The organism is Yersinia massiliensis CCUG 53443 (genome assembly GCF_000312485.1).
GTDB lineage: Bacteria > Pseudomonadota > Gammaproteobacteria > Enterobacterales > Enterobacteriaceae > Yersinia > Yersinia massiliensis.
Map to the genome: position 1 here is coordinate 435,742 of NZ_HE997644.1, position 20,868 is coordinate 456,609.

Sequence of the window (20,868 nt, forward strand, 5' to 3'; positions counted from 1 at the left end):
GGCGCGGACGCTTTACTCTTCTGTCTGCCCTCTCCGCTCTGAATCGCGTTAACTGTCGACATAACCCAGTACGTGACGGTGATGAGCACTGCCCCGAAGCTCAAGCTGGCCAGTAAGATAGCCAATTTTAGAGACCGGGTGCCTTCCACAACGACGTCGTCAACCCACTATCCACCAGCGAAAGCTGATCAGTGTACACCGCTTGCCAGTTGGTTTTAGCGGCTTGGTAGAGGGCTTTATGTTCGAGATTTGGGGTGTATTCGCGCTCCCAGCGGACCAGTTTTTCACCGGTGGTATCCAATGCGTCGTAGAGACCGACCCCTACACCTGCGGCGATGGCACAACCTAGAGCGGTGGCTTCTTTCACGACGGGGACACGGACGGGAATACCGGTGACATCGGCCAGAATCTGGCTCCACAGTTTGCCTTTTGAACCGCCACCGGCAAAGACCACCGAGTCAATTTTAACCCCAGAAAACGCGGCAATTTGTGCCAAATTACAGGCGGAGACTATTGCGGCATTTTCTTCCAATGCACGGAACAAGGTTGCTTTGTTGCATTTCTCTGGGTCGAGGGAGAGGTTGATAAAGGAAGGTGCGGCGTGATACCAAGATTTAAAGCGCATCACATCGGAGAAGATAGGCATGACGCCATAAGCCCCTGCCGGTACGCGAGCCGCCATGTCTTCCAGTAAGCTATAAGTATCAATACCCAGCCGCTGTGCTAACAGTTTTTCTTCCGCGCAAAATGCATCGCGGAACCAACGCATGGTCAGGCCGGTGAAGAAGCTAATGGATTCCGCTTGCACCATCCCGGGAATGACATGGGGGTTAATCCGCGTGTTCATATTGGGATCGATAATCGGTTGCGGCAAATTGACCACTTGCTGCCAGAAAGTGCCGCCCAAGACCGCCGTCTGCCCCGGTTGCACCACCCCTAGCCCTAAGCAGCCAAGCTGTACATCGCCACCGCCCATGACAACCGGTGTCCCCACCAGCAAACCACACTCCTCGGCGGCTTGCGCAGTGACGTGGCCGAGCAGCGTGCCTGTCTCTTTCACCGGCGATAAGATGTCGGCGCGTAACCCTGCCATATCCAGCAAACTGGGTTGCCAATCGCGGGTGACTAAATCCAGCATGCCAGTGGTGCCTGCATTAGAAGGATCGACCGCTAACTCGCCACTGAGCATATTGGCTAGCCAGTCACTTATCATGGTCAGTGTGCCCGCCTGACGATAAATATCGGGGCGGTTATGTGCCAACCACAGCAGACGCGGCATCGCGCTCAACGCCAGCGTTTGGCCGGAGCACTGATAAACCTCAAATTCAAAACCGTTATCATGCAGCTCTTTTAACTCGCTGACTTCATGACTGGCACGGGCGTCCACATTGGCACAAGCCCAAATAGGTTTGCCGCTGCGGTCATAAAGCACGATACCTTCGCGCATGGAGCAAGCCGCAACGGCACGGATCGCGCTGGCGGGTAATCCCGCTTGGTGCAGTGCCTGACGGATACACTGGCACGTCAGTTTCCAGTTGGTGGTTAAATCAAACTCCATCGACCCCGGTACATCAGGCACAGGCAAATGCAGCCATTCAGCCTGTCCGGCGGCAATTTGATTACCGTTAAGATCAAATATCACCGCCCGAACACTGCCGGTGCCCGCATCCAGCGCCATGAGATACTCACTCGATGGCGTGGTCGTAGAGAATTGACTCATTTGCGCGATCCCCTGTTTTATATAAATTTATGAATAAAACTGTCCTCTACTGCCATAAAAAACCGTGTGAAAATGGCTGAAAAGCCTGTGGCGTGTTTGCCGTTATTATTGCCATGGTCGCCGATAAATAACGTGCGGCGATATCTCAAACGGCACATTCATCGCCCATTAAATCAATTTGATGATCGCCCGAGCCGTCAGCTCATCCGTCACAAGGGCATTGACATATTTCCCTTTCAGCGCTGCAACAATAGCGTCAGATTTCTCGACTCCACCGGCGACACCAATGACTGTCGGGATGTTGGCTAAGTCAGCCAATGAAATACCGATCAATTCTTGATGTATCTGCATCTCTGCCGCTAACGCACCATCGGCTTGCATAAAGTAGCCGAGGATATCGCCAACTGCGCCTTTACGGCTGAACATCAGTTGTTCACCTTCACTGATATAACCAGAGCGTAAAATGGTGGCTTCTCTTTGCTGATTCACTGAGCCAATCCCAACCACGGCGACATCTGCCGCACAGGCTGCCAGCATCACATCGCGGACACTGCTTTCTTGGCGGAAGGTATCCGCAACTTTGGCGCTGGATGCCCGTAATGGCGCGGGAATGATGCTAACCTGACAGGCTGCATCTAACTGACCAATACCGGTCATGTAAGAGCCAACGCCACCTGAAAGTGTCACCAGTCGAACCTGCTGTGAGGCAATAAAACCACTCAAGTGCTGCAAGGCGCACATGGTGGTTTCGCCAAAGCCGACCGCCAGTAGTTGTTGGGGTTGTATCAGTGCCATCAATAAATGCGCAGCACCAATTCCCAACCGGCTACTGATGCTGAGATCAGCCAAAGAAGGCAAGATGCGGATATGTTTAAGGCCAAAATGCTGTTGTAGTTGGTTTTCCAACTCCAAACACCCTTCGTAGCGTGAATTGATTTGGACGCGGATAACGCCTGATTGACGGCCTTTCTCCAGCAATCTGGACACCTTCAATCGGGTCAGCCCCAGCAGTTCGCCTATATCCCCTTGTGTTAAGCCATCGTGATAATAAAACCACGCAATGCGAGCGAGCAGTTCCTCTTCACTCATGCTATTACCCGGATATTTGTATTCATCGTTGGACGACATGGGTTTTTCTTTTACGGCCACTAGTGCTTTCTCTTTCATCATTGCTCTTTGCTATTTCGACTCAGATAACGACGTCATGAATGTTAAATCTAGATTGATAACTACGCTAACAGCTTAGCCAACACATTTGAACATATTTTAATTTAAATTTTTTTATTCACGAAAATGTGATCTTGATTACGCCATAAAAGGGAATATGCGGCTATCTTTTTTGAACACTTTTAATTTTAAATTATTTTTGTTCACCCGGGAGCTGCTAATGCCGCACACTATCATCCCACCGCCACCGCTGCTCCAAGTACGGGGTATCAGTAAGCAGTTTTCCGGCGTTGTGGTATTGAAAAGTATCGATTTTATCCTGCAACCGGGTCAGGTACATGCCCTGCTCGGAGGGAATGGCGCGGGCAAGTCAACGTTGATGAAAATCATCGCGGGCGTGCTTCCACCTGATAGCGGCACGTTAGAAATCAATGGTGAGCCTTGCCTCAATCTCACGCCAGCCAAAGCACATCAATTAGGCATTTATCTGGTTCCACAAGAACCGATGCTGTTCGCCAATCTATCGGTGCAGGAAAATATTCTGTTCCGTTTACCTAAGCACCAAGCAGATAAAAAGAAAATGGTGCAGTTACTGGATGATTTAGGCTGTCATTTAGATCTTTCGGTCAGCGCCGGTTCGCTGGATGTGGCCGACCAACAGTTAGTTGAGATCATGCGCGGCTTGATGCGTGACTCGCGGATTTTAATTCTGGATGAACCGACTGCTTCGCTAACACCAGCGGAAACTCACCGGCTATTTAGCCAAATCAGAACGTTATTACAACAAGGCGTCGGCGTCGTTTTTATCTCTCACAAACTGCCTGAAATTCGCCAACTGGCCGATTGGGTCAGCGTGATGCGCGATGGCGGCATTGCGCTGAGCGGGGCAACGGCTGATTTCTCAACCGATACGATTATTCAGGCCATTACACCGCAGGCCAAAAATAGCGAGTTGTCCGATACCCAAAAACTTTGGCTGGAATTACCGGGTAATCGGCGTTCTCAAGCCCGCGCGCAATCGGACCTGCCGGTTATCCAAGTCACCGACCTCAGTGGCGAAGGCTTTGCCAACCTCTCTTTTGAGGTGCACGCCGGCGAAATTCTCGGGCTAGCAGGGGTGGTGGGTGCCGGTAGAACTGAGCTGGCTGAAACGCTGTATGGCTTGCGCCCCGCCAGCGGCGGCAGTGTCAGGCTGGAAGATGTTGATATCACCACCATGAAAACTATCGATCGCTTAACGGCAGGGTTGGTTTATCTGCCAGAAGACCGGCAAGCCTCTGGCCTCTATTTGGATGCCCCGCTGAGCTGGAATGTCTGCTCGCTCACCCAAAGCGGCCAGGGAATATGGACGCATCCGGCGCAGGAAGCCGCCATTTTGGAGCGTTATCGCCGTGCGCTAAACATTAAATTCAACCATCTGGAACAACCTGTGCGCACGTTATCGGGCGGTAACCAGCAAAAACTGCTGATTGCCAAATGCCTAGAAGCTAACCCCTTGCTATTGATTATTGATGAGCCGACTCGTGGGGTGGATGTCGCCGCCCGCAGTGATATTTATCAGTTAATCCGCAGCATTGCCGAACAACATGTGGCGATCATTTTTATCTCTTCCGATCTAGAGGAAGTGGTGCAAATGGTGGATCGCGTCTTGGTGATGCATCAGGGGGAAATCAGCGGTGCGCTAGAGGGGCCCGCAATGAATGTCGACACCATTATGCATCTGGCCTTTGGTGAACATGGTTCTGCCGATGAAGAAAACGCTGTCGATGAAAATGAGGGTGCATCATGTTGAAATTTATCCAAAATAACCGTGAAGCCACCGCGCTACTGGCCATCCTTGCCTTATTCGCGTTACTCGGTGTGATTGATAGTAATTACTTCAGCATGCAAACCTTCACCATGATTTTCAGTAGTGCGCAAATCCTGATCTTGTTGGCGATCGGGGCCACCATGGTGATGCTCACTCGCAATATCGATGTGTCCGTTGGCTCCATCACTGGCCTGTGTGCGGTAACGGTCGGTATGGCACTTAACGCCGGTTTTGGGTTGGCACTCTCTTGCCTGTTTGCTCTGCTGGTCGGTATGGGGGCGGGCTTCTTTAACGGGATTCTGGTCACTTGGCTGCGCATTCCCGCCATCGTCGCCACATTGGGGACGCTGGGGCTCTATCGCGGCCTGATGCTGCTACTCACCGGTGGTAAATGGATTGAAGGGCTGCCAGCGGATCTCAAAAGTTTATCCACGCCGATCCTGTTTTCGATCTCCCCCATTGGCTGGCTCATTATGTTACTGATCCTTGCGATGGCTTGGCTGCTGGGTAAAACAGCCTTTGGCCGCAGCTTCTATGCCACTGGCGACAACTTACAAGGCGCACGCCAACTGGGGATCCGCACCGACAGTATCCGCATTCTTGCGTTCTCCATGAATGGCGTCATGGCGGCATTGGCAGGGATCGTTTTCGCCTCACAAATTGGCTTTATCCCCAATCAAACCGGTAACGGGCTGGAAATGAAAGCCATCGCGGCCTGCGTACTGGGTGGGATCAGCTTGCTCGGCGGTACCGGTAGCATCATCGGGGCCATTCTCGGGGCTTATCTATTAACCCAAATTGATAGCGTGCTCGTACTACTGCGCCTGCCCGCTTGGTGGAATGACTTTATCGCCGGTTTGGTGTTGCTCGGTGTGCTGGTCTTCGATGGCCGCTTGCGCTGCGCGGTGGAGCGCAATATTCGGCAACAAAAATACGCTCGTTTTAATGCTCGGCCAGCCGTGAAGGAAAAGGATAAAGAAAAAGATAAAAAAAAGGCCAATACCGCACCCAATAGATTTCACGATACCGGGCGGCGGCAAACGAGCTCATCCCGATGAGCTGCATCAATAGATGATTCGGGTGCTCAGAGCAGCCAACACACCTGCAGTTTGAAAGATGATGGGTATCACTAAAAAAGAGGTGGCACGATGAATACATACCGCCGTTACGGATGGGAATTGGCGCTAGCAGCCTTGCTGGTACTGGAGATCCTGCTGTTTGGCTTATCGAATTCGCGCATGTTGGATATCAATGTGCTGCTGTTCAGTACCAGTGATTTTATCTGTATCGGGATCGTGGCCCTACCACTGACCATGGTGATTGTCAGTGGCGGTATCGACATCTCATTTGGTTCGACCATTGGCCTGTGCTCCATTTTCCTTGGCGTGATATTCCAAGCAGGCGTACCGATGAGCATCGCCATCCCGCTGACCCTCATGGTCGGGGCGTTGTGCGGCTTAATTAATGCTGGCTTGATTCTCTATACCGGCGTGAATCCGTTGGTGATCACCCTCGGCACCATGTATCTGTTCGGCGGTAGCGCCCTGCTGTTATCCGGTATGTCCGGTGCAACTGGCTACGAAGGTATTGGCGGTTTCCCGACTGCATTTACAGATTTTGCTAACCAAACGCTGTTCGGCCTGCCCGTCCCGCTGGTCATTTTTATGGTCTGCGTGTTGCTGTTCTGGTTGCTGATGCACCGTACCCACAGCGGTCGCAATGTTTTCTTGATTGGGCAAAACAGTCGAGTCGCCCGTTACAGCGCCCTGCCCGTTGCACGCACTTTGTGCATTCTCTATGCCCTGACCGGCTTGGCCTCAGCTATTGCCGCAGTGCTTTTGGTGTCGTACTTCGGCTCTGCCCGCTCTGATTTAGGCGCATCTTTCCTGATGCCAGCCATCACTGCGGTGGTGCTAGGCGGGGCCAATATTTATGGCGGTTCCGGCTCCATCCTCGGGACAGCACTGGCGATATTACTGGTGGGCTACTTGCAGCAAGGTCTGCAAATGATCGGCACCCCTAACCAAATATCCAGCGCATTGTCTGGCGCATTACTGATTTTAGTGGTGGTCGGGCGCTCTATCAGCCTGCACCGACATCTGATTCAAGAATGGCTACAACGTCGTCGTAGCCGAAGCACCCTAAGTTAACACCGATTTTTGAACGCGTTTTTTGCTCACGAAATGCCAACACCTCTACCCCTAACAAAGACAGTGATTCGGAGATAGCAATGAAAACACAAAGATTAAAAAAGCTGGCACTGGTTTGTGCCCTCGGATTTGCCTGTATCACCACCGCGCAAGCGGCAGAACGCATCGCATTTATCCCGAAACTGGTCGGGGTGGGTTTCTTCACCAGTGGCGGTAAAGGTGCCGTCGATGCCGGTAAAGAGTTGGGTGTGGACGTCACTTATGATGGCCCAACAGAGCCCAGTGTTTCCGGCCAAGTTCAGTTGATCAATAACTTCGTTAATCAGGGCTACAACGCCATTGTCGTTTCTGCTGTTTCGCCTGATGGCTTATGCCCGGCGTTAAAACGCGCCATGCAACGAGGGGTCAAAATCTTAACGTGGGACTCTGATACCAAACCTGAGTGCCGTTCCGTTTATATCAACCAAGGCACCCCGAATCAATTGGGTTCAATGCTGGTCGATATGGCAGCGAATCAGGTGAAAAAGGACAAAGCTAAAGTGGCGTTCTTCTATTCCAGCCCAACGGTGACCGACCAGAACCAATGGGTTAATGAAGCGAAGAAAAAAATCCAGCAAGAGCACCCCGGCTGGGAAGTGGTAACCACCCAATTTGGCTATAACGATGCGACTAAATCCCTGCAAACCGCCGAGGGCATCTTAAAAGCCTACAGCGATTTGGACGCGATTATCGCCCCTGATGCCAATGCCTTGCCTGCTGCCGCGCAAGCCGCAGAGAACCTGAAGCGCGATAACGTCGCTATCGTCGGTTTCAGTACCCCGAACGTGATGCGCCCTTATGTTGAGCGCGGCACAGTGAAAGAGTTTGGTCTGTGGGATGTGGTTAACCAAGGCAAAATCTCGGTTTATGTCGCCAATGAAATGCTGAAAAAAGGCGAACTGAATGTCGGCGATAAGCTGGATATCCCGAACATTGGCGTGGTTGAAGTGGTCCCGAACAGCGTTCAGGGCTATGAGTATGAAGCGAAGGGCAACGGCATTGTCTTGCTGCCACAACGCGTCGTTTTCACTAAAGAAAACATCGATAAATACGATTTCTGATCTCGCGGCCCGTCTCAGTGGCGGGCCAATACCCATAGTATTGGAGTGATTACAGATGGCTGATTTAGACGATATCAAAGACGGTAAAGATTTCGGTATTGGCGTACCGCAACAGAATCCTGCTTTTACGCTGAAAGGGTCTGGTTCACTGGATTGGGGGATGCAATCTCGTTTGGCGCGGATTTTTAATCCGAAAACCAATCGCACGGTGATGCTGGCATTTGACCATGGCTATTTTCAGGGGCCAACCACCGGTTTAGAGCGTATTGATATCAATATTGCCCCGCTCTTTGACTATGCCGATGTGCTGATGTGTACCCGTGGCATTTTGCGCAGTATCGTGCCCGCCGCCGCTAATCGCCCAGTGGTGCTGCGTGCGTCTGGTGCTAACTCGATTTTGACTGATTTATCCAACGAGGCAGTCGCCGTAGCCATGGAGGATGCTTTACGGCTTAATTCCTGTGCCGTCGCCGCACAGGTGTATATCGGTACTGAGCATGAGCACCAATCGATTAAGAACATCATTCAATTGGTTGACCAAGGGATGCGCTATGGCATGCCAACCATGGCGGTAACGGGTGTCGGCAAAGATATGGCCCGTGATCAACGTTACTTCTCACTGGCAACGCGTATCGCCGCTGAGATGGGCGCGCAGATCATTAAGACCTATTATGTGGATAGTGGTTTTGAACGTATTGCCGCCGGTTGCCCAGTACCTATCGTGATTGCTGGGGGTAAAAAGCTGCCGGAACGTGATGCACTGGAAATGTGTTATCAAGCCATTGATCAGGGTGCATCTGGCGTGGATATGGGCCGTAATATCTTCCAGTCTGAGGCACCGATTGCCATGCTGAAAGCGGTTCATGCCGTGGTGCATAAGAATGAGAATGCAGAAACAGCGTACCAGTTGTTCCTACATGAAAAAGGTTGAGCAGTGACAAGGAGGAAAGTATGCACGTTACTCTCGTCGAAATTAATGTGAAAGATGACAAAGTTGAGCAATTCATTGAGGTTTTTCGCGCCAATCACCTCGGCTCTATCCGTGAGGCCGGTAATTTGCGTTTTGATGTTTTGAGGGATGAAACCTTGCCGACCCGCTTTTACATCTATGAGGCCTATACCGATGAAGAGGCGGTAGCGGCCCATAAAAAGACGCCCCACTACCTCGCGTGCGTTGAGCAACTGGAGGGGTTGATGACCGGACCACGCAAGAAAACCGTCTTTATCGGCTTGATGCCTTAGCCGATGCGGGCAGCCGATATGGTATCGCTGCCCGTTTCCCTTTTCTCCGCCATCCGCCATCCGCCATCCGCCACTGTGCTGATTGATTCGATCATTTTGCCCTTCTCCTATTCCCCATTATCAGATATCACCTATCAGTAAAATGCATGCTATGCAGTATCCTGTGCACTTAAAATAATGACAGGCAGCCTTTCTGGCCGTCTCGCGCTTCACCTGCTGTGACATACATCGTCAAATAGGAGTTTCTATGAATACCACTCATCGCTGGGTATTGGCCTTGGCCTGTTCCACCTCATTACTGGCCGGTGCAGCAAGCGCGAATAGCTTACTGGATTCAGTCAAAAGTGCCGCAGACCAGTACAGCAAATCAGGCGATAGCAACGCGTCAATATCGTCACTGACGGGTTTACTCAACGGGGGCGATAAAGGTTTGAGCGCCAGCACGATGACCAATGCGGCGGGTATCTTGCAATATTGCGTACAAAATAACGTGCTGTCGGCTAATGGCACCACGGCGGTTAAAGACCAATTGATGAGTAAATTGGGCATCACCAGCACCGAGAATGCCAAGAGCCAAGATTATCAGGAAGGTTTGGGTGGCTTATTGAAAACCGGCGAGGGTAAAAGTCTGAATCTCAATGATCTGGGCAGCGAGCAAATCACTGAAAAGATCAAAACCAAAGCCTGTGATTTGGTACTGAAACAAGGCCAGTCTTACTTGCTGAAATAATCATTTGGATTGAGTTGTCATTCTATTAGTCGGATGATAAAACTCGTTACTGCTGTGCCCCGTTACTGGCTCTCGTTATTATTGTTGAGCTTAGAGCGGGGTCCAATTTTCCTCAGTACTTCCTCCAACCTAATCCCTAAAAATCTCGCTATATGCACAAACTCCACAATATCTAAGCGCCTTTCACCGTTTTCTACTTTGGCGATAAATGACTGAGGACGGCCAAGAGCAGTGGCGAGGCTCGCCTGAGTGATCCCCTTAGCAATACGTTCGTCGCGTAATGTTTTGATAACCAATTGGTATTCTTCTGAATAAATGGAAGCCATCTGTCCAATTCCTATTCGAACGATGGAATTGAATATCTATCACCAGCCCAATTATCCCAAAATAGGATTTATATACTATAGATACCTTATTGATACCACTGCACTCATAATCTTGCTAGTTAATAGAAATTCCTCGATAGATAGCAAACGGGCAATGTGGATTAACTCCACAAAGTCTAGTCTTCTCTCCCCACTCTCTACTTTAGCTACAAATGACTGTGGGCGATTTAGTACCTTGGCGAGGTGTTGTTGGCTAATTCCCTGTTCAATACGGGTCTGTCGAAGAATTTTTATCACTTGCTGATATTCTTCGGAATAAATGGAAGCCATCTGGGTAACCTTAAATAAATATCCTAAAATCGAATATCAGGTATTTCCTTTTTTATCCCAAAATAGGATAATGACTTGAACACATCACACGGAGAACTAAACGTTATGGATAAGCAAGACTGGCATCCGGCAGATATAGTGGCGGGGTTGAAAAAACGTGGCACATCGATGGCCGCTGTTTCCAGAGAGGCTGGATTAGCGTCTTCAACACTGGCCAATGCACTGCTACGCCATTGGCCGAAGGGGGAAAGATTGATAGCAGAAGTATTAGAGTTACAACCTGCAGAGATCTGGCCTTCACGTTATCTAACACCTAAAAAATCTCGAAAGATAGTTCGCACGGAATGAGTTAAAAGAGATTAACTCCGCTTTCTATAATAAAAAAGAAAGCAGAGTTATTAGGTTTCAAGCGGATTTTGATACAGCTTGCTCTCTGGGTAATCGCGTTGTCCATTGGCCTAAACCAGAAAACATCGGCTCACTGGTTTTTCAGGTTACTGACAATATCACCTCTATTCAGACTGCTAATTTCATGATTCCACTTCAGAGTGCTAACATTTGGAAAGTAAAGCAACAGCATTAATCTGCTGCTTTAAAAAATTAGTTCTGTACTTTATTAACAAAATCTTGATATGGATTGACTCCATTCATCATTCCTTTGATTGCGATAAAAGAGGTCCCAAAATTTCTTACCACTGATTCTGTTGATGCATTTATCTCAGATTCAACAGAGAGTCTTTTCTTTAGACCTACTTTGAGTATTAATAATTGATGAGAAAGTTTTTCAATTAAATCAATCCAAGTATCAATACACTCCTCGCGAGTCATGCTATCAATAAAGCTTATTGCGTACTTCTTGGAAATTTTATGTTCTAAAATTGTTTCCATCAAATGAGAAATTGCATGAATTATCATGAAGGATGAACCTCTTTCATTTAGTAATGATAAGACCGTACTTTCATGAGAAGTTATAGATTTATCTTTCATTTTTTCTAAAAGATTTTCTTTATAAAGATTACATGCTTCTAGAAGAGTAAATACAAAAACAAGGTGTTGAGCTGTAATAGTATTTTGGAACGCTATGTTATACAGTTCAGAGTCATCCCAAATCTTAGTTTTTTTATGATAACTATCTTTGGGGTTTCCGTGCCATGATACTAATGCTTGTGCTGCTGTGTGCGCATCGATGCGTAATGATTTATCACCTTCGAGTTTATGTCCACGTAATCCACCATCATAAGTAGCAATTTTAATTTTTTTAAATGATTCTCGTAACCTTTTTTGAATAGGATCGTTGGCTTTAAAATCAGACGGAATAACGATGTTTTGACTGTTATTGAATCTAGTAATATCTTGTATTTTTTGTAGGTTTGAACATTTGATAAATCTAATTCCAATGAATATATTTTCTAAACCACTTTCTTCAAGTGTTCCTAGCGAACCTGTCGTTTGAGCACCATTAACTATTGATAGCCCTCTTATTTTCTTTATTTTTCCAGTAATCTCGTTACCATTTTTTTCGACTTCATAGTCATGAACTAATGCTGTTACCCCATTGTTAAAAACAAAAAAATCATTTTTTTGTTTTTTAGCAGACTTCTGAATTCCTGCATTAATTACTTTATCTTTATCTTTATTATTCGCCCCCATAAAACCACGTACGTTTGCACTAAAAAGTAAGTCTTTATGTTTTTTATAAAGAGTGGATAACCACTCACCAGTAATACTGGTCATAAATGCCTCCCAACCATCACCATTTCTTATGTATCCAAAAGTGTCATCAGGTAGGATGATCTCATCTTCAATTAATATGGCATTTTTAGATGATCTATAATACTCATCTAAAGTCTCTAAACCTACTTCTTTAATACTTAAGTCTATATCCTTTATCGACTTAAATTGTTCTCTTAATTGACTTCTTCCAGACTCAAGAAGAGGAAGCATCTGTTGCTTAACTTGTGTACTTTCAGGACAATTATGCAGATACCAAAAGTGAATCATGCTAATTTCATTTTTTTTAATAGCATCTCGAGCTTCGCCAATATGTGGGCGTATCCCTTCTGGTATATCTTTTAGTGGTGTTGAAAATAGTACTCCAATTGCATATGAAAGATCTGCACCTTTGTTCCCTTTAGCTGTAGGCTTGAAATTCTGAGCCTCATAAGCTTGTATGACAACTATAGATCTTTGCTCTTTGTTTATATAAAGAAGATCAATTTTACAATCATCCCCACCCGCAGTTACAGCAGGACCTATATCGTTTAACGGATCATCGATTCCATAAAATAGCTCTAGTGCAAATACTGCACATCGATTTTCTTTAAATCTCTCAAGATCTGTACGTTGATTTAATGCACTGATAAACGAGCTATCATCAAACTTTGTATAGGCCATATTGAATCCTTGATTGTATCGTTTTAATCACTTAACATTATCTTACACAATAAGTTATTTTTTAAAATATATAAATCAAAAAAATAGCGAACCGATCAAGAATTTCAATATAGTTTCATATATCAATTATTATATTGCTAATTTATTTGACACAATATTTAGTGCTTGCCATTCATCAATCAAACGGTCAGAACTGGAATAAAAACTCTCGCTGCAGATTCCCATATCGACCAAAGAGGTAAAAGGCAGCTCCAATATAACAGAACTGATTGTCTCCTCTTTTAAATCAGTAGAAAATACTTGATTTATAGTACCCATGATAATTTTAAGTTAACATATTTAATTACCATTAGCGGCTATATAGCCTATAGGCAATTTAAGAATATGACTCGTTGGTGTACTTCCTTCTGGCCGATGCCATTGATTCTGATACCACAGTAAGGCTGTTTTCTCTTGTGCCCCAGCCAAAGAAATACGGAAATCATCAATATCGGCCTCCATGCCTAAAGGTGCCTCCTTATACCCTAAGAGTAATTTTTCTATCTCATTGTCATTTAAAGGCGTTGCATGGATCTCGGTGACAGAATTTATTTGCTGGCCTTCTGGGTATAATTGTATTGCCCCTACGCAATCACTCCCTATTTGGGAGAGTAAATCAAAAGGTTGCTTTGTTGGTGTTTGAAAACGCGCTTGAATACGGCTGCGAATAGATTCACTGTCAGGCAGAAGGTTATCAAAAAAATTATAAACAACCTCCCCACGGAATTTCACCGTTTGTAGCGGTAACGACAGAGAAATCGCACGTGCTCCACTGCGTTCAAGCCAGCTATCATGATAGAAAAAAGAGATTTCACCACCAGCAGCCTTCTCCAAGGTACCAACTACGATGCCGTTTAATGCAAGGGTTAACTTTTCCATACATTACCACTCCTGATCCCAGGTTGTATTATCCTTAATATTGCTGTTCCTTGGCCTAACCTGTAGCTCTAAATCCAGTGCTGCCAATAACTTAAACAGCGTATCTAATCTGGTACCATCAGGATGGTTTTCAAACTCTGATACTGTTGATTGCTTCAAACCTACCGTCTCGGCTGTTTTTCGCTGAGTCAGCTTACTTTTTTTGCGTTCATTCCGTAGTCTATTTGCCAACATTGCAGCAGAGGTAATTTTCATAATATCCTCCCAAGCGGATATTTTTAGTATATCCCCTATAAGGGATAAATCAATTTTTATCCGCTGTAAGGGATAAAGCGTAAATATCCGCTATAAGGGATAAAATGGAGGCATTAATGGAACAACATGAGCAGGCAGCAGGTCTGGCGAAATTACATCGGTATATCGAGCGTTGGCAATTAGTCGCCGAGGGTGAGGCATTTCACACGCCATCAAGCTGGCTGCAACCGGTGCGGTATGGCGTTCAACCGGCGATGTTGAAAATTGCGATGACCCATGATGAGTGTCTCGGCGCACAGCTAATGCAGTGGTGGGCTGGCGAGGGTGCGGCCTGCGTTTTGGCGCTGGAGGAGGAAGCCATCCTCCTTGAGCGGATTTCTGGGCAAACATCGCTGTTAATCATGGTCCAAAGCGGGCAGGATGATGCCGCTAGCCGAATAATATGCCATGTTGCTGCCCGCCTGCATGGGCAAAACAAACCCCTTCGTCCCGAACTCCCTGAGCTATCAACTCAGTTCGACGCACTCGAGGCTGCTGCTAAAACACAAGGCGGTATTTATGCCAATGCGGCGTCTATCGCCACAAAACTACTCGCGGCCCCACAAGACCTCACTGTTCTTCATGGCGATATCCATCATGGAAATATTCTTGATGCCGGTATTCGGGGCTGGCTCGCCATCGATCCTAAAGGTTTGATCGGTGAGCGTGGTTTCGATTTTGCTAATCTCTTTTGCAACCCTGATTTCACTACCGCGACCTCACCGAATAGGCTGAGCAGGCAAATCGATATCGTGGCTGAAACGGCGGCCCTTGATAGGCATCGCCTTCTTTCGTGGGTGGTCGCGTGGTCAGGGCTCTCCGCGTCATGGCACCTTGAAAGTGATAGCAATCCAGCAACTGCGCTCGCGGTTGCCAGCATCGCACTGGATGAACTTCGCCAATATGATTTTTAGCGGCGAGGGCTTTTCAGCAAGCCCCCGCAGTTTTATGGCGTTAGCCCTCAAGCGATGTACCAGTTCAGGTTTTAAACGCGCTCGATAATCATCGCAATGCCCTGACCGCCACCAATACACAAGGTAGCTAGACCGGTGGTTTTATCTCGATTTTTCAATGCATGTACCAGCGTAACGAGGATACGTGCACCGCTGGCACCAATCGGATGACCCAGTGCAATCGCGCCCCCATTGACGTTAACCTTTGCCGGATCCAGCGCTAAATCACGCTGAACAGCCAGATATTGCGCGGCGAAGGCTTCGTTGGCTTCAATCAGGTCCAAATCTGCCATCGTCATACCGGCTCTGAGTAATGCTTTTTGTGTCGCCGGAATCGGCCCTAGCCCCATCACATCCGAACCTACCCCTGCTGATGCCCAGCTACGAATGCGGGCTAGTGGGACCAGACCTTGCTCACGAGCCACCTGTTCAGACATCAGCACGAGTGTGGCCGATGCATCATTAATACCCGAAGCATTACCTGCGGTGACCGTGCCGTCACGATCAAATGCCGGACGTAACTGCGCAAGGGATGCCAGAGTGGTATCAGCACGGGGGAATTCATCTTGCTCGAAAATCCTTGGCTCTTTTTTCACCATCAGCGTCAACGGCACAATTTCATCTTTGAAATAGCCCGCTTGGATTGCCGCTATAGCCTTACGCTGTGAATCGACGGCCACTTGGTCTTGTTCCTGACGGCTCAATTGGTAGCGACGGGCGATATTCTCTGCGGTCATCCCCATATGGTAATCATTAAATGCACACCAGAGACCATCGCGGATCATCACGTCAACCAACTTGCCATCGCCCATCCGGTAACCCTGACGCGCTTTCTCCAGCAAATACGGTGCGACGCTCATGTTCTCCATACCGCCGGTCAAACAGACTTGGTTATCGCCACTCAAAATAGATTGAGCGCCAATCACTACGCTTTTGAGGCCCGAACCACACACTTTATTGAGTGTTAGGGAGGAAACGCTCTCTTTAAGTCCCGCTCGACGGCTCACTTGATGTGCCGGATTCTGGCCAAGGCCTGCTTGGAGTACATTGCCGAGAATGACTTCATCTATCTGGAGGTCGTCAGGCAACTCAGCCAGATTGGCCCGCACGGTTGCCGCCCCCAGCTCAACAGCCGATGTGCCTGCTAAGCTGCCCGAGAATTTACCGATGGCGGTACGTTTGGCACTCACAATAACGACTGAATGGTTCATCATGCCACCTCCGGTTGCTGCATCAGGCAAAGATCTTCGGAGACGGTAAATATCGCCTCTGTTTTGGCACGCAGTTCTTCTAAGGTCACGTCAGGGCTAATCTCATCGAGGATCATTTCGCCGTTGGCAAAGCGGAACACCCCCAGTTCAGTGATCACTTTACTCACTTTTTCAACAGCGGTGAGTGGGTAGGTACATTGACGAAGTAGTTTGGCTTCACCGTTTTTAGCGCAGTGTTCCATGGCGATGATCACCCGCTTAGCACCGACCACCAGGTCCATCGCGCCCCCCATACCCGGCACCATTTTCCCGGGGACAACCCAATTCGCCAGACTACCGTGCTCATCAACTTGCAAACTGCCTAGCACGCAAACATCCACATGCCCACCACGAATCAGAGCAAAAGAGAACGCACTGTCAAACATGGCTGCCCCGGGGATCATGCCGCATAACTGCCCACCCGCATTGACCAGCTTGGCATTTTCCTCAGTGATAGGGCCGAGGCCGAGAAAACCGTTTTCAGATTGAAAGGTGACATCGATACCCGAGGGAAGATAATTCGCCACTTTGGTGGGTAAGCCGATGCCGAGATTAACGACGTCGCCATCGCGTAGTTCTAGCGCGACACGCCGCGCGATACGTTCTTTGGCATTCATGCGCAGGCTCCTACAAAGAGATGGTCCACCAAAGCGCCGGGCGTCACGATATTTTCTGGGTCCAATGCGCCGACGGTGGCAATAGTGTCGACTTGTGCCACGACGGTATCGGCAGCCAGTGCCATTAATGGGTTGAAGTTGCGGGCGGTCAGGTGGTAGATCAAATTCCCTTGCTGATCGGCAAGGCTGGCCTCAAGGATAGCCAAATCAGCCCGCAGTGGCCGTTCAAGCAGATAAGCCACGCCGTCAAGGGTCAGCGTCTGTTTACCCTCTTCCACCACCGTCCCCACGCCTGTTGGGGTGAGGAATCCCCCGAGGCCCGCGCCACCAGCACGAATTTGCTCCACCAGCGTTCCTTGGGGAACCAGCACGACATCCAATTCGCCGCTAATCATTTTTTTGCCCGTTTCTGGGTTGGTACCAATGTGTGAAGCAATGACTTTTTTTACCTGACCATTTGCAATCAATGGGCCAACACCGGTGTCGATAAAGCCAGTATCGTTACCTATCAGGACGAGATCTTTTACGCCGGACTTGATGATTTCCGCGACTAAATATTCGGGGGTTCCGACGCCCATAAAACCGCCAAACATAATAGACATGCCATCATGTAATAAGGCGCGGAATTGCGCAGCGTCGAGGTTTTTATTCTTCATAAATATCTCTTTATACATTTTTAGGCCATGAGCCATCCGGACGGAATATATTCCGCCGGAAGGTTCAGGCTATTTTACGAGGGCAATTAATTTAGATATCCATATCCATTAACGCAGAGCTAAGACCTTTCCCGTGCATGTCTAATGCCAGTGAACGAGTGACGCCGCCGCCAAGTGCGCTGTACATCACAAAGTTTAGCGCCGAGATAGCGGGCAGTTCATAGCGAACCACATCACCAAAAACAATATCGCCAAACCAATCTTTCACTTTATCGGCCGTCACTGCTGACTTTATTTTTTCGTAATCGTCTGGGTGATAAGCAATTAAAGAGATATTGGAAATATTGCCTTTATCACCGGTACGAGAATGCGCTATTTCACGTAATTTCATTGTGCACTCTCCAAATAAGTGACCGTTGCTTGAGTATATTTTCGTGGCAATAACGTTGAGTCCATTGCCAGAATTTCTTTGACCGATTTCATTACGCCACCACCGCCGGCGGGGCCATTGGTATAGAGCGTTTCCACTTCATTGCCCACTTTCACGGCTTCTTGGCGTGACTGGCAGCGCGCCGCCACTCGAGCCCGAACTTCGTAAGGTTCACTGCGTTGAGAACGTTGTGCGCCGTGTAAGGCGTTGACACCAATCAAATCGAAGCGTGTTTCGAGTAATGCTAAGCGGCAAATCTCAAAACGTTCCCGAACAATATCCAGCGCTAATTGCCCCCGCGCTACCGCCCCCGGTCCTGCATAAGCAATTTCACCTTCACCAATAAAACCGTCCTGATACCCTACGGAGACTTTCAATGTGTCGGTTCGCGCTGCGCCTTTAGCGCCGCTCACTCTCACGACATCGGGGCCCTGTTGGGTAAAGCTGACGTTGCTGAAATCAGCAACAACATCGGGCGTTAAATAGCGATCAGGACGGTGAATTTCATACATCAATTGTTCTTTGCAGGTATCGACGCAGACACAACCGCCGGAACCCGCCACTTTAGTGATAATGGCATCACCATTAGCATCGACTTGCGCAATAGGGAAACCGAGCTGCGCCAAATTCGGGATATCTTTGAACCCTGGATCAGCGTAATAGCCCCCCGTCACTTGTCCGCCACATTCAAGCAGATGACCAATACATGTCCCTTTACCAAGACGCTCCCAATCATCCGCCGCCCAACCAAAAGCGTGAATCATGGTCGATAAAAACAGCGAAGGATCAGCGACCCGCCCAGCAATGACCACATCTGCGTTGTCATTCAGCGCCTGAACCAATCCGTCCACACCCATATAAGCATTGGCTGACAGGATCGTTTTTCCCGATTGTGAGACGGGAACACCTGCTTCATCCAGTGTCAGATTGAGCGAAAGCAAGGTCTCCAGCACATCATCACCGCCGACGACAGCGACTTTAATCTTTGGCAGATTAAGTTCCCGTGCAACAGCGATAACCGCTTCCCCTGCTGCTTGAGGGTTGGCTGACCCCATATTAGTGACGATACGAATGCCTTTGGCGAGACAGACAGGGAGTACCGCACGCATTCTGTCGATCAGTAATTCGTTGTAACCTTTGCTGGCGTCTTGCTGTTTTTGCTTTTGACCAATGGCGATGGTTCTCTCGGCCAAACATTCAAATACCAGATAATCGATATCCCCTTTTTCGGCCAATTCGACTGCGGGTTCGATACGGTCACCGGCATAGCCAGCACCTGAACCAATCCTGATTTTCTTCATTACTTTATCCTTATTGATGACATTCAATATGTTGCATCGCTAAATCAATTTGTTTCAGCGCCAAATCAATATGTTGCATCGCTAAATGGGGAACACACCCGTGATGACTGCGGCAAAAGTCATGATGACGCTGGCCGCCCATAAAACGGGGATAGAAAACTTCTGGTGGTCGGCCAGATCGACGCCTGCCAGACTGACCAGCAGGAAGGTGGCTGGCGTCAGTGGACTGACCGCAAAACCGGTGGTCATTTGTCCCAGAATCGACGCCTGCGCGACTTGAATGGCGGGGACTCCCATCAATTGCACGGTATGCGCAATCACCGGCATGATGCCGAAGTAATAGGAGTCGGGATCAAAGATCAAACTAAGTGGCATGGCAATCAAGCCAACAATGAACGGAATATGGGAGGCAAAAGATTCGGGCATAAAGCCCACTGCAGCCAGTGACATCGCTTTAAGCATGCCCGTACCGCCCATGATTCCGGTAAAAGCCCCCGCGGCGAACAAAATACTGGCCATCATCAATGCCGCTTTAGCATGGGCATTAATGCGTTCTTTTTGCATCTCAACATTGGGGTAATTGATCATTAGCGCCAGTGTCAACGCCACCATAAAGGAAACCGTTGGCGAGATGCGCGTCAGGACCATGGTGCTGATCACGGCAATCACCAATCCCATATTCAGCCAGAACAAATGGGGCCGACGTAGTTTTTGCTCCTGCTCAGTCAGCGCTTTGTTGTGTGAGATGTCTCCGGCAGCCGATTGAAAATGTGCCGCACCAAGGCGCTTCTCTTCTTTCTTGCCCCAATACCACCCCATCCCAACCATGAAGATTAAGCCGCTGATCTGCGCAGGGATCAGCGGGATAAACAGGTCATGCGTGGGAATATTCAACGCAGCAGAGGCACGGATCATTGGCCCCGTCCAAGGCAGGAAGTTGACACCGGCACTCAGCGCGGTAATCCCCACCAAGATGCGTTTATCCATCCCCAACCGATTAAACAGTGGCAACATGGTCGGAATAGTAATCAGGAAGGTGACCGCACCATTGCCGTCGAGATGAGCAATCAGCGCCAGAATACCGGTACCGATAATAATCTTGACGGGGTTAGTCCCCACAAAGCGCAAGATCCCACGAATAATCGGATCGAACATTCCGGCATCGGTGATCACACCAAAGAAAGTAATGGCGAAGACAAACATCGCCGCCATCGGTGCGAGTTTAGTAATCCCTTCAATAATGTATTTCGCCGTATCGGTGCCACTACCTGCAACTAAGGCACCAATAATAGGAATCACTATTAAGGCAACCAGAGGCGACATGCGCTTCGACATGATGAAAAATAGCAAGGTGGCAATGGTGAGTACACCAATTAATGCCAGCATACCTCTCTCCTTATATTTATTAGTATGGTACTGTTAATATGATGTTGCATTTAATTAGATTGGGTTAACAATAAAATATAAAAATATGTCAGTA

General features: G+C 48.4%; 22 protein-coding genes. 9 read left to right on the forward strand and 13 right to left on the reverse strand.

Annotated features, from left to right (window positions below; all coding sequences use genetic code 11):
* Window positions 1–127 precede the first annotated feature (127 nt).
* Complete coding sequence (gene lsrK, locus BN68_RS10945) at window positions 128–1,720, reverse strand: autoinducer-2 kinase (protein ID WP_019211209.1); 1,593 nt, start codon at window positions 1,718–1,720, stop codon at window positions 128–130.
* Window positions 1,721–1,888: 168 nt separating this feature from the next.
* Window positions 1,889–2,890: a transcriptional regulator LsrR gene (gene lsrR / locus BN68_RS10950; RefSeq protein WP_042806643.1), complete on the reverse strand. Its 1,002-nt coding sequence runs from the start codon at window positions 2,888–2,890 to the stop codon at window positions 1,889–1,891.
* Between the two features lie 217 nt (window positions 2,891–3,107).
* On the opposite strand from lsrR, the gene lsrA reads away from it, so the two are divergent.
* The 7 genes from lsrA (at window position 3,108) to BN68_RS10985 (ending at window position 9,919) form a co-directional block, all read left to right on the forward strand.
* Complete coding sequence (gene lsrA / locus BN68_RS10955; protein WP_042806707.1) at window positions 3,108–4,679, forward strand: autoinducer 2 ABC transporter ATP-binding protein LsrA; 1,572 nt, start codon at window positions 3,108–3,110, stop codon at window positions 4,677–4,679.
* On the forward strand, window positions 4,673–5,755 hold the full coding sequence (gene lsrC / locus BN68_RS10960) for an autoinducer 2 ABC transporter permease LsrC (RefSeq protein ID WP_019211212.1): 1,083 nt from the start codon (window positions 4,673–4,675) through the stop codon (window positions 5,753–5,755). The genes lsrA and lsrC overlap by 7 nt, the downstream gene beginning before the upstream one ends.
* A gap of 90 nt (window positions 5,756–5,845) precedes the next feature.
* Window positions 5,846–6,847, forward strand: coding sequence for an autoinducer 2 ABC transporter permease LsrD (gene lsrD, locus BN68_RS10965; protein WP_019211213.1), 1,002 nt, complete (start codon window positions 5,846–5,848; stop codon window positions 6,845–6,847).
* An 80-nt stretch (window positions 6,848–6,927) separates the two neighbouring features.
* Complete coding sequence (gene lsrB, locus BN68_RS10970) at window positions 6,928–7,947, forward strand: autoinducer 2 ABC transporter substrate-binding protein LsrB (protein ID WP_019211214.1); 1,020 nt, start codon at window positions 6,928–6,930, stop codon at window positions 7,945–7,947.
* Between the two features lie 55 nt (window positions 7,948–8,002).
* Entirely contained in the window at window positions 8,003–8,878 is an 876-nt protein-coding gene (gene lsrF, locus BN68_RS10975) for a 3-hydroxy-5-phosphonooxypentane-2,4-dione thiolase (protein WP_019211215.1), read from the forward strand.
* 20 nt (window positions 8,879–8,898) lie between these two features.
* Window positions 8,899–9,189, forward strand: a complete 291-nt coding sequence (lsrG, locus tag BN68_RS10980) for a (4S)-4-hydroxy-5-phosphonooxypentane-2,3-dione isomerase (protein WP_019211216.1) — start codon at window positions 8,899–8,901, stop codon at window positions 9,187–9,189.
* 247 nt (window positions 9,190–9,436) lie between these two features.
* Window positions 9,437–9,919: a DUF2501 domain-containing protein gene (locus BN68_RS10985; RefSeq protein ID WP_019211218.1), complete on the forward strand. Its 483-nt coding sequence runs from the start codon at window positions 9,437–9,439 to the stop codon at window positions 9,917–9,919.
* 62 nt (window positions 9,920–9,981) lie between these two features.
* Here the strand turns inward: BN68_RS10985 and BN68_RS10990 are convergent, their stop codons facing one another.
* Both BN68_RS10990 and BN68_RS10995 read right to left on the reverse strand, forming a co-directional pair.
* Complete coding sequence (locus BN68_RS10990) at window positions 9,982–10,245, reverse strand: helix-turn-helix domain-containing protein (RefSeq protein ID WP_019211219.1); 264 nt, start codon at window positions 10,243–10,245, stop codon at window positions 9,982–9,984.
* 75 nt (window positions 10,246–10,320) lie between these two features.
* A complete protein-coding gene (locus tag BN68_RS10995) occupies window positions 10,321–10,575 on the reverse strand; it encodes a helix-turn-helix domain-containing protein (RefSeq protein WP_019211220.1) in 255 nt (84 codons plus the stop codon).
* A 105-nt stretch (window positions 10,576–10,680) separates the two neighbouring features.
* On the opposite strand from BN68_RS10995, the gene BN68_RS11000 reads away from it, so the two are divergent.
* Window positions 10,681–10,923 (forward strand): helix-turn-helix domain-containing protein, encoded by a 243-nt coding sequence (locus BN68_RS11000; protein ID WP_019211221.1) that lies wholly within the window; start codon window positions 10,681–10,683, stop codon window positions 10,921–10,923.
* A gap of 252 nt (window positions 10,924–11,175) precedes the next feature.
* On the opposite strand, the gene BN68_RS11005 is transcribed toward BN68_RS11000, so the two are convergent.
* From BN68_RS11005 to BN68_RS11015, 3 genes are all read right to left on the reverse strand, one after another.
* Window positions 11,176–12,969, reverse strand: a complete 1,794-nt coding sequence (locus BN68_RS11005; RefSeq protein WP_019211222.1) for an AIPR family protein — start codon at window positions 12,967–12,969, stop codon at window positions 11,176–11,178.
* A gap of 339 nt (window positions 12,970–13,308) precedes the next feature.
* Window positions 13,309–13,887, reverse strand: a complete 579-nt coding sequence (locus BN68_RS11010) for a HipA N-terminal domain-containing protein (protein WP_019211223.1) — start codon at window positions 13,885–13,887, stop codon at window positions 13,309–13,311.
* 3 nt (window positions 13,888–13,890) lie between these two features.
* Complete coding sequence (locus BN68_RS11015) at window positions 13,891–14,142, reverse strand: helix-turn-helix domain-containing protein (RefSeq protein WP_019211224.1); 252 nt, start codon at window positions 14,140–14,142, stop codon at window positions 13,891–13,893.
* Window positions 14,143–14,258: 116 nt separating this feature from the next.
* Here BN68_RS11015 and BN68_RS11020 point away from each other — a divergent pair, with 116 nt between their 5' ends.
* Window positions 14,259–15,095, forward strand: a complete 837-nt coding sequence (locus BN68_RS11020) for an aminoglycoside phosphotransferase family protein (RefSeq protein WP_019211225.1) — start codon at window positions 14,259–14,261, stop codon at window positions 15,093–15,095.
* A 71-nt stretch (window positions 15,096–15,166) separates the two neighbouring features.
* Here BN68_RS11020 and BN68_RS11025 read toward each other — a convergent pair whose 3' ends face one another.
* The 6 genes from BN68_RS11025 to BN68_RS11050 all read right to left on the reverse strand — a co-directional run bounded on the left by BN68_RS11025 (window position 15,167) and on the right by BN68_RS11050 (window position 20,774).
* The gene (locus BN68_RS11025) at window positions 15,167–16,345 is read right to left on the reverse strand and encodes an acetyl-CoA C-acetyltransferase (protein WP_042806710.1); all 1,179 of its coding nucleotides are present in this window, start codon (window positions 16,343–16,345) and stop codon (window positions 15,167–15,169) included.
* Window positions 16,345–17,001: a 3-oxoacid CoA-transferase subunit B gene (locus tag BN68_RS11030; RefSeq protein WP_019211227.1), complete on the reverse strand. Its 657-nt coding sequence runs from the start codon at window positions 16,999–17,001 to the stop codon at window positions 16,345–16,347. The genes BN68_RS11025 and BN68_RS11030 overlap by 1 nt, the downstream gene beginning before the upstream one ends.
* Entirely contained in the window at window positions 16,998–17,657 is a 660-nt protein-coding gene (gene atoD, locus BN68_RS11035) for an acetate CoA-transferase subunit alpha (protein ID WP_019211228.1), read from the reverse strand. The genes BN68_RS11030 and atoD overlap by 4 nt, the downstream gene beginning before the upstream one ends.
* Before the next feature lie 91 nt (window positions 17,658–17,748).
* Window positions 17,749–18,048: an AtuA-related protein gene (locus tag BN68_RS11040; protein WP_019211229.1), complete on the reverse strand. Its 300-nt coding sequence runs from the start codon at window positions 18,046–18,048 to the stop codon at window positions 17,749–17,751.
* Window positions 18,045–19,388: an acyclic terpene utilization AtuA family protein gene (locus BN68_RS11045; protein WP_019211230.1), complete on the reverse strand. Its 1,344-nt coding sequence runs from the start codon at window positions 19,386–19,388 to the stop codon at window positions 18,045–18,047. Before BN68_RS11045 ends, BN68_RS11040 begins: the two co-directional genes overlap by 4 nt.
* Before the next feature lie 81 nt (window positions 19,389–19,469).
* On the reverse strand, window positions 19,470–20,774 hold the full coding sequence (locus tag BN68_RS11050; RefSeq protein WP_019211231.1) for a CitMHS family transporter: 1,305 nt from the start codon (window positions 20,772–20,774) through the stop codon (window positions 19,470–19,472).
* Between the last annotated feature and the right edge of the window lie 94 nt (window positions 20,775–20,868).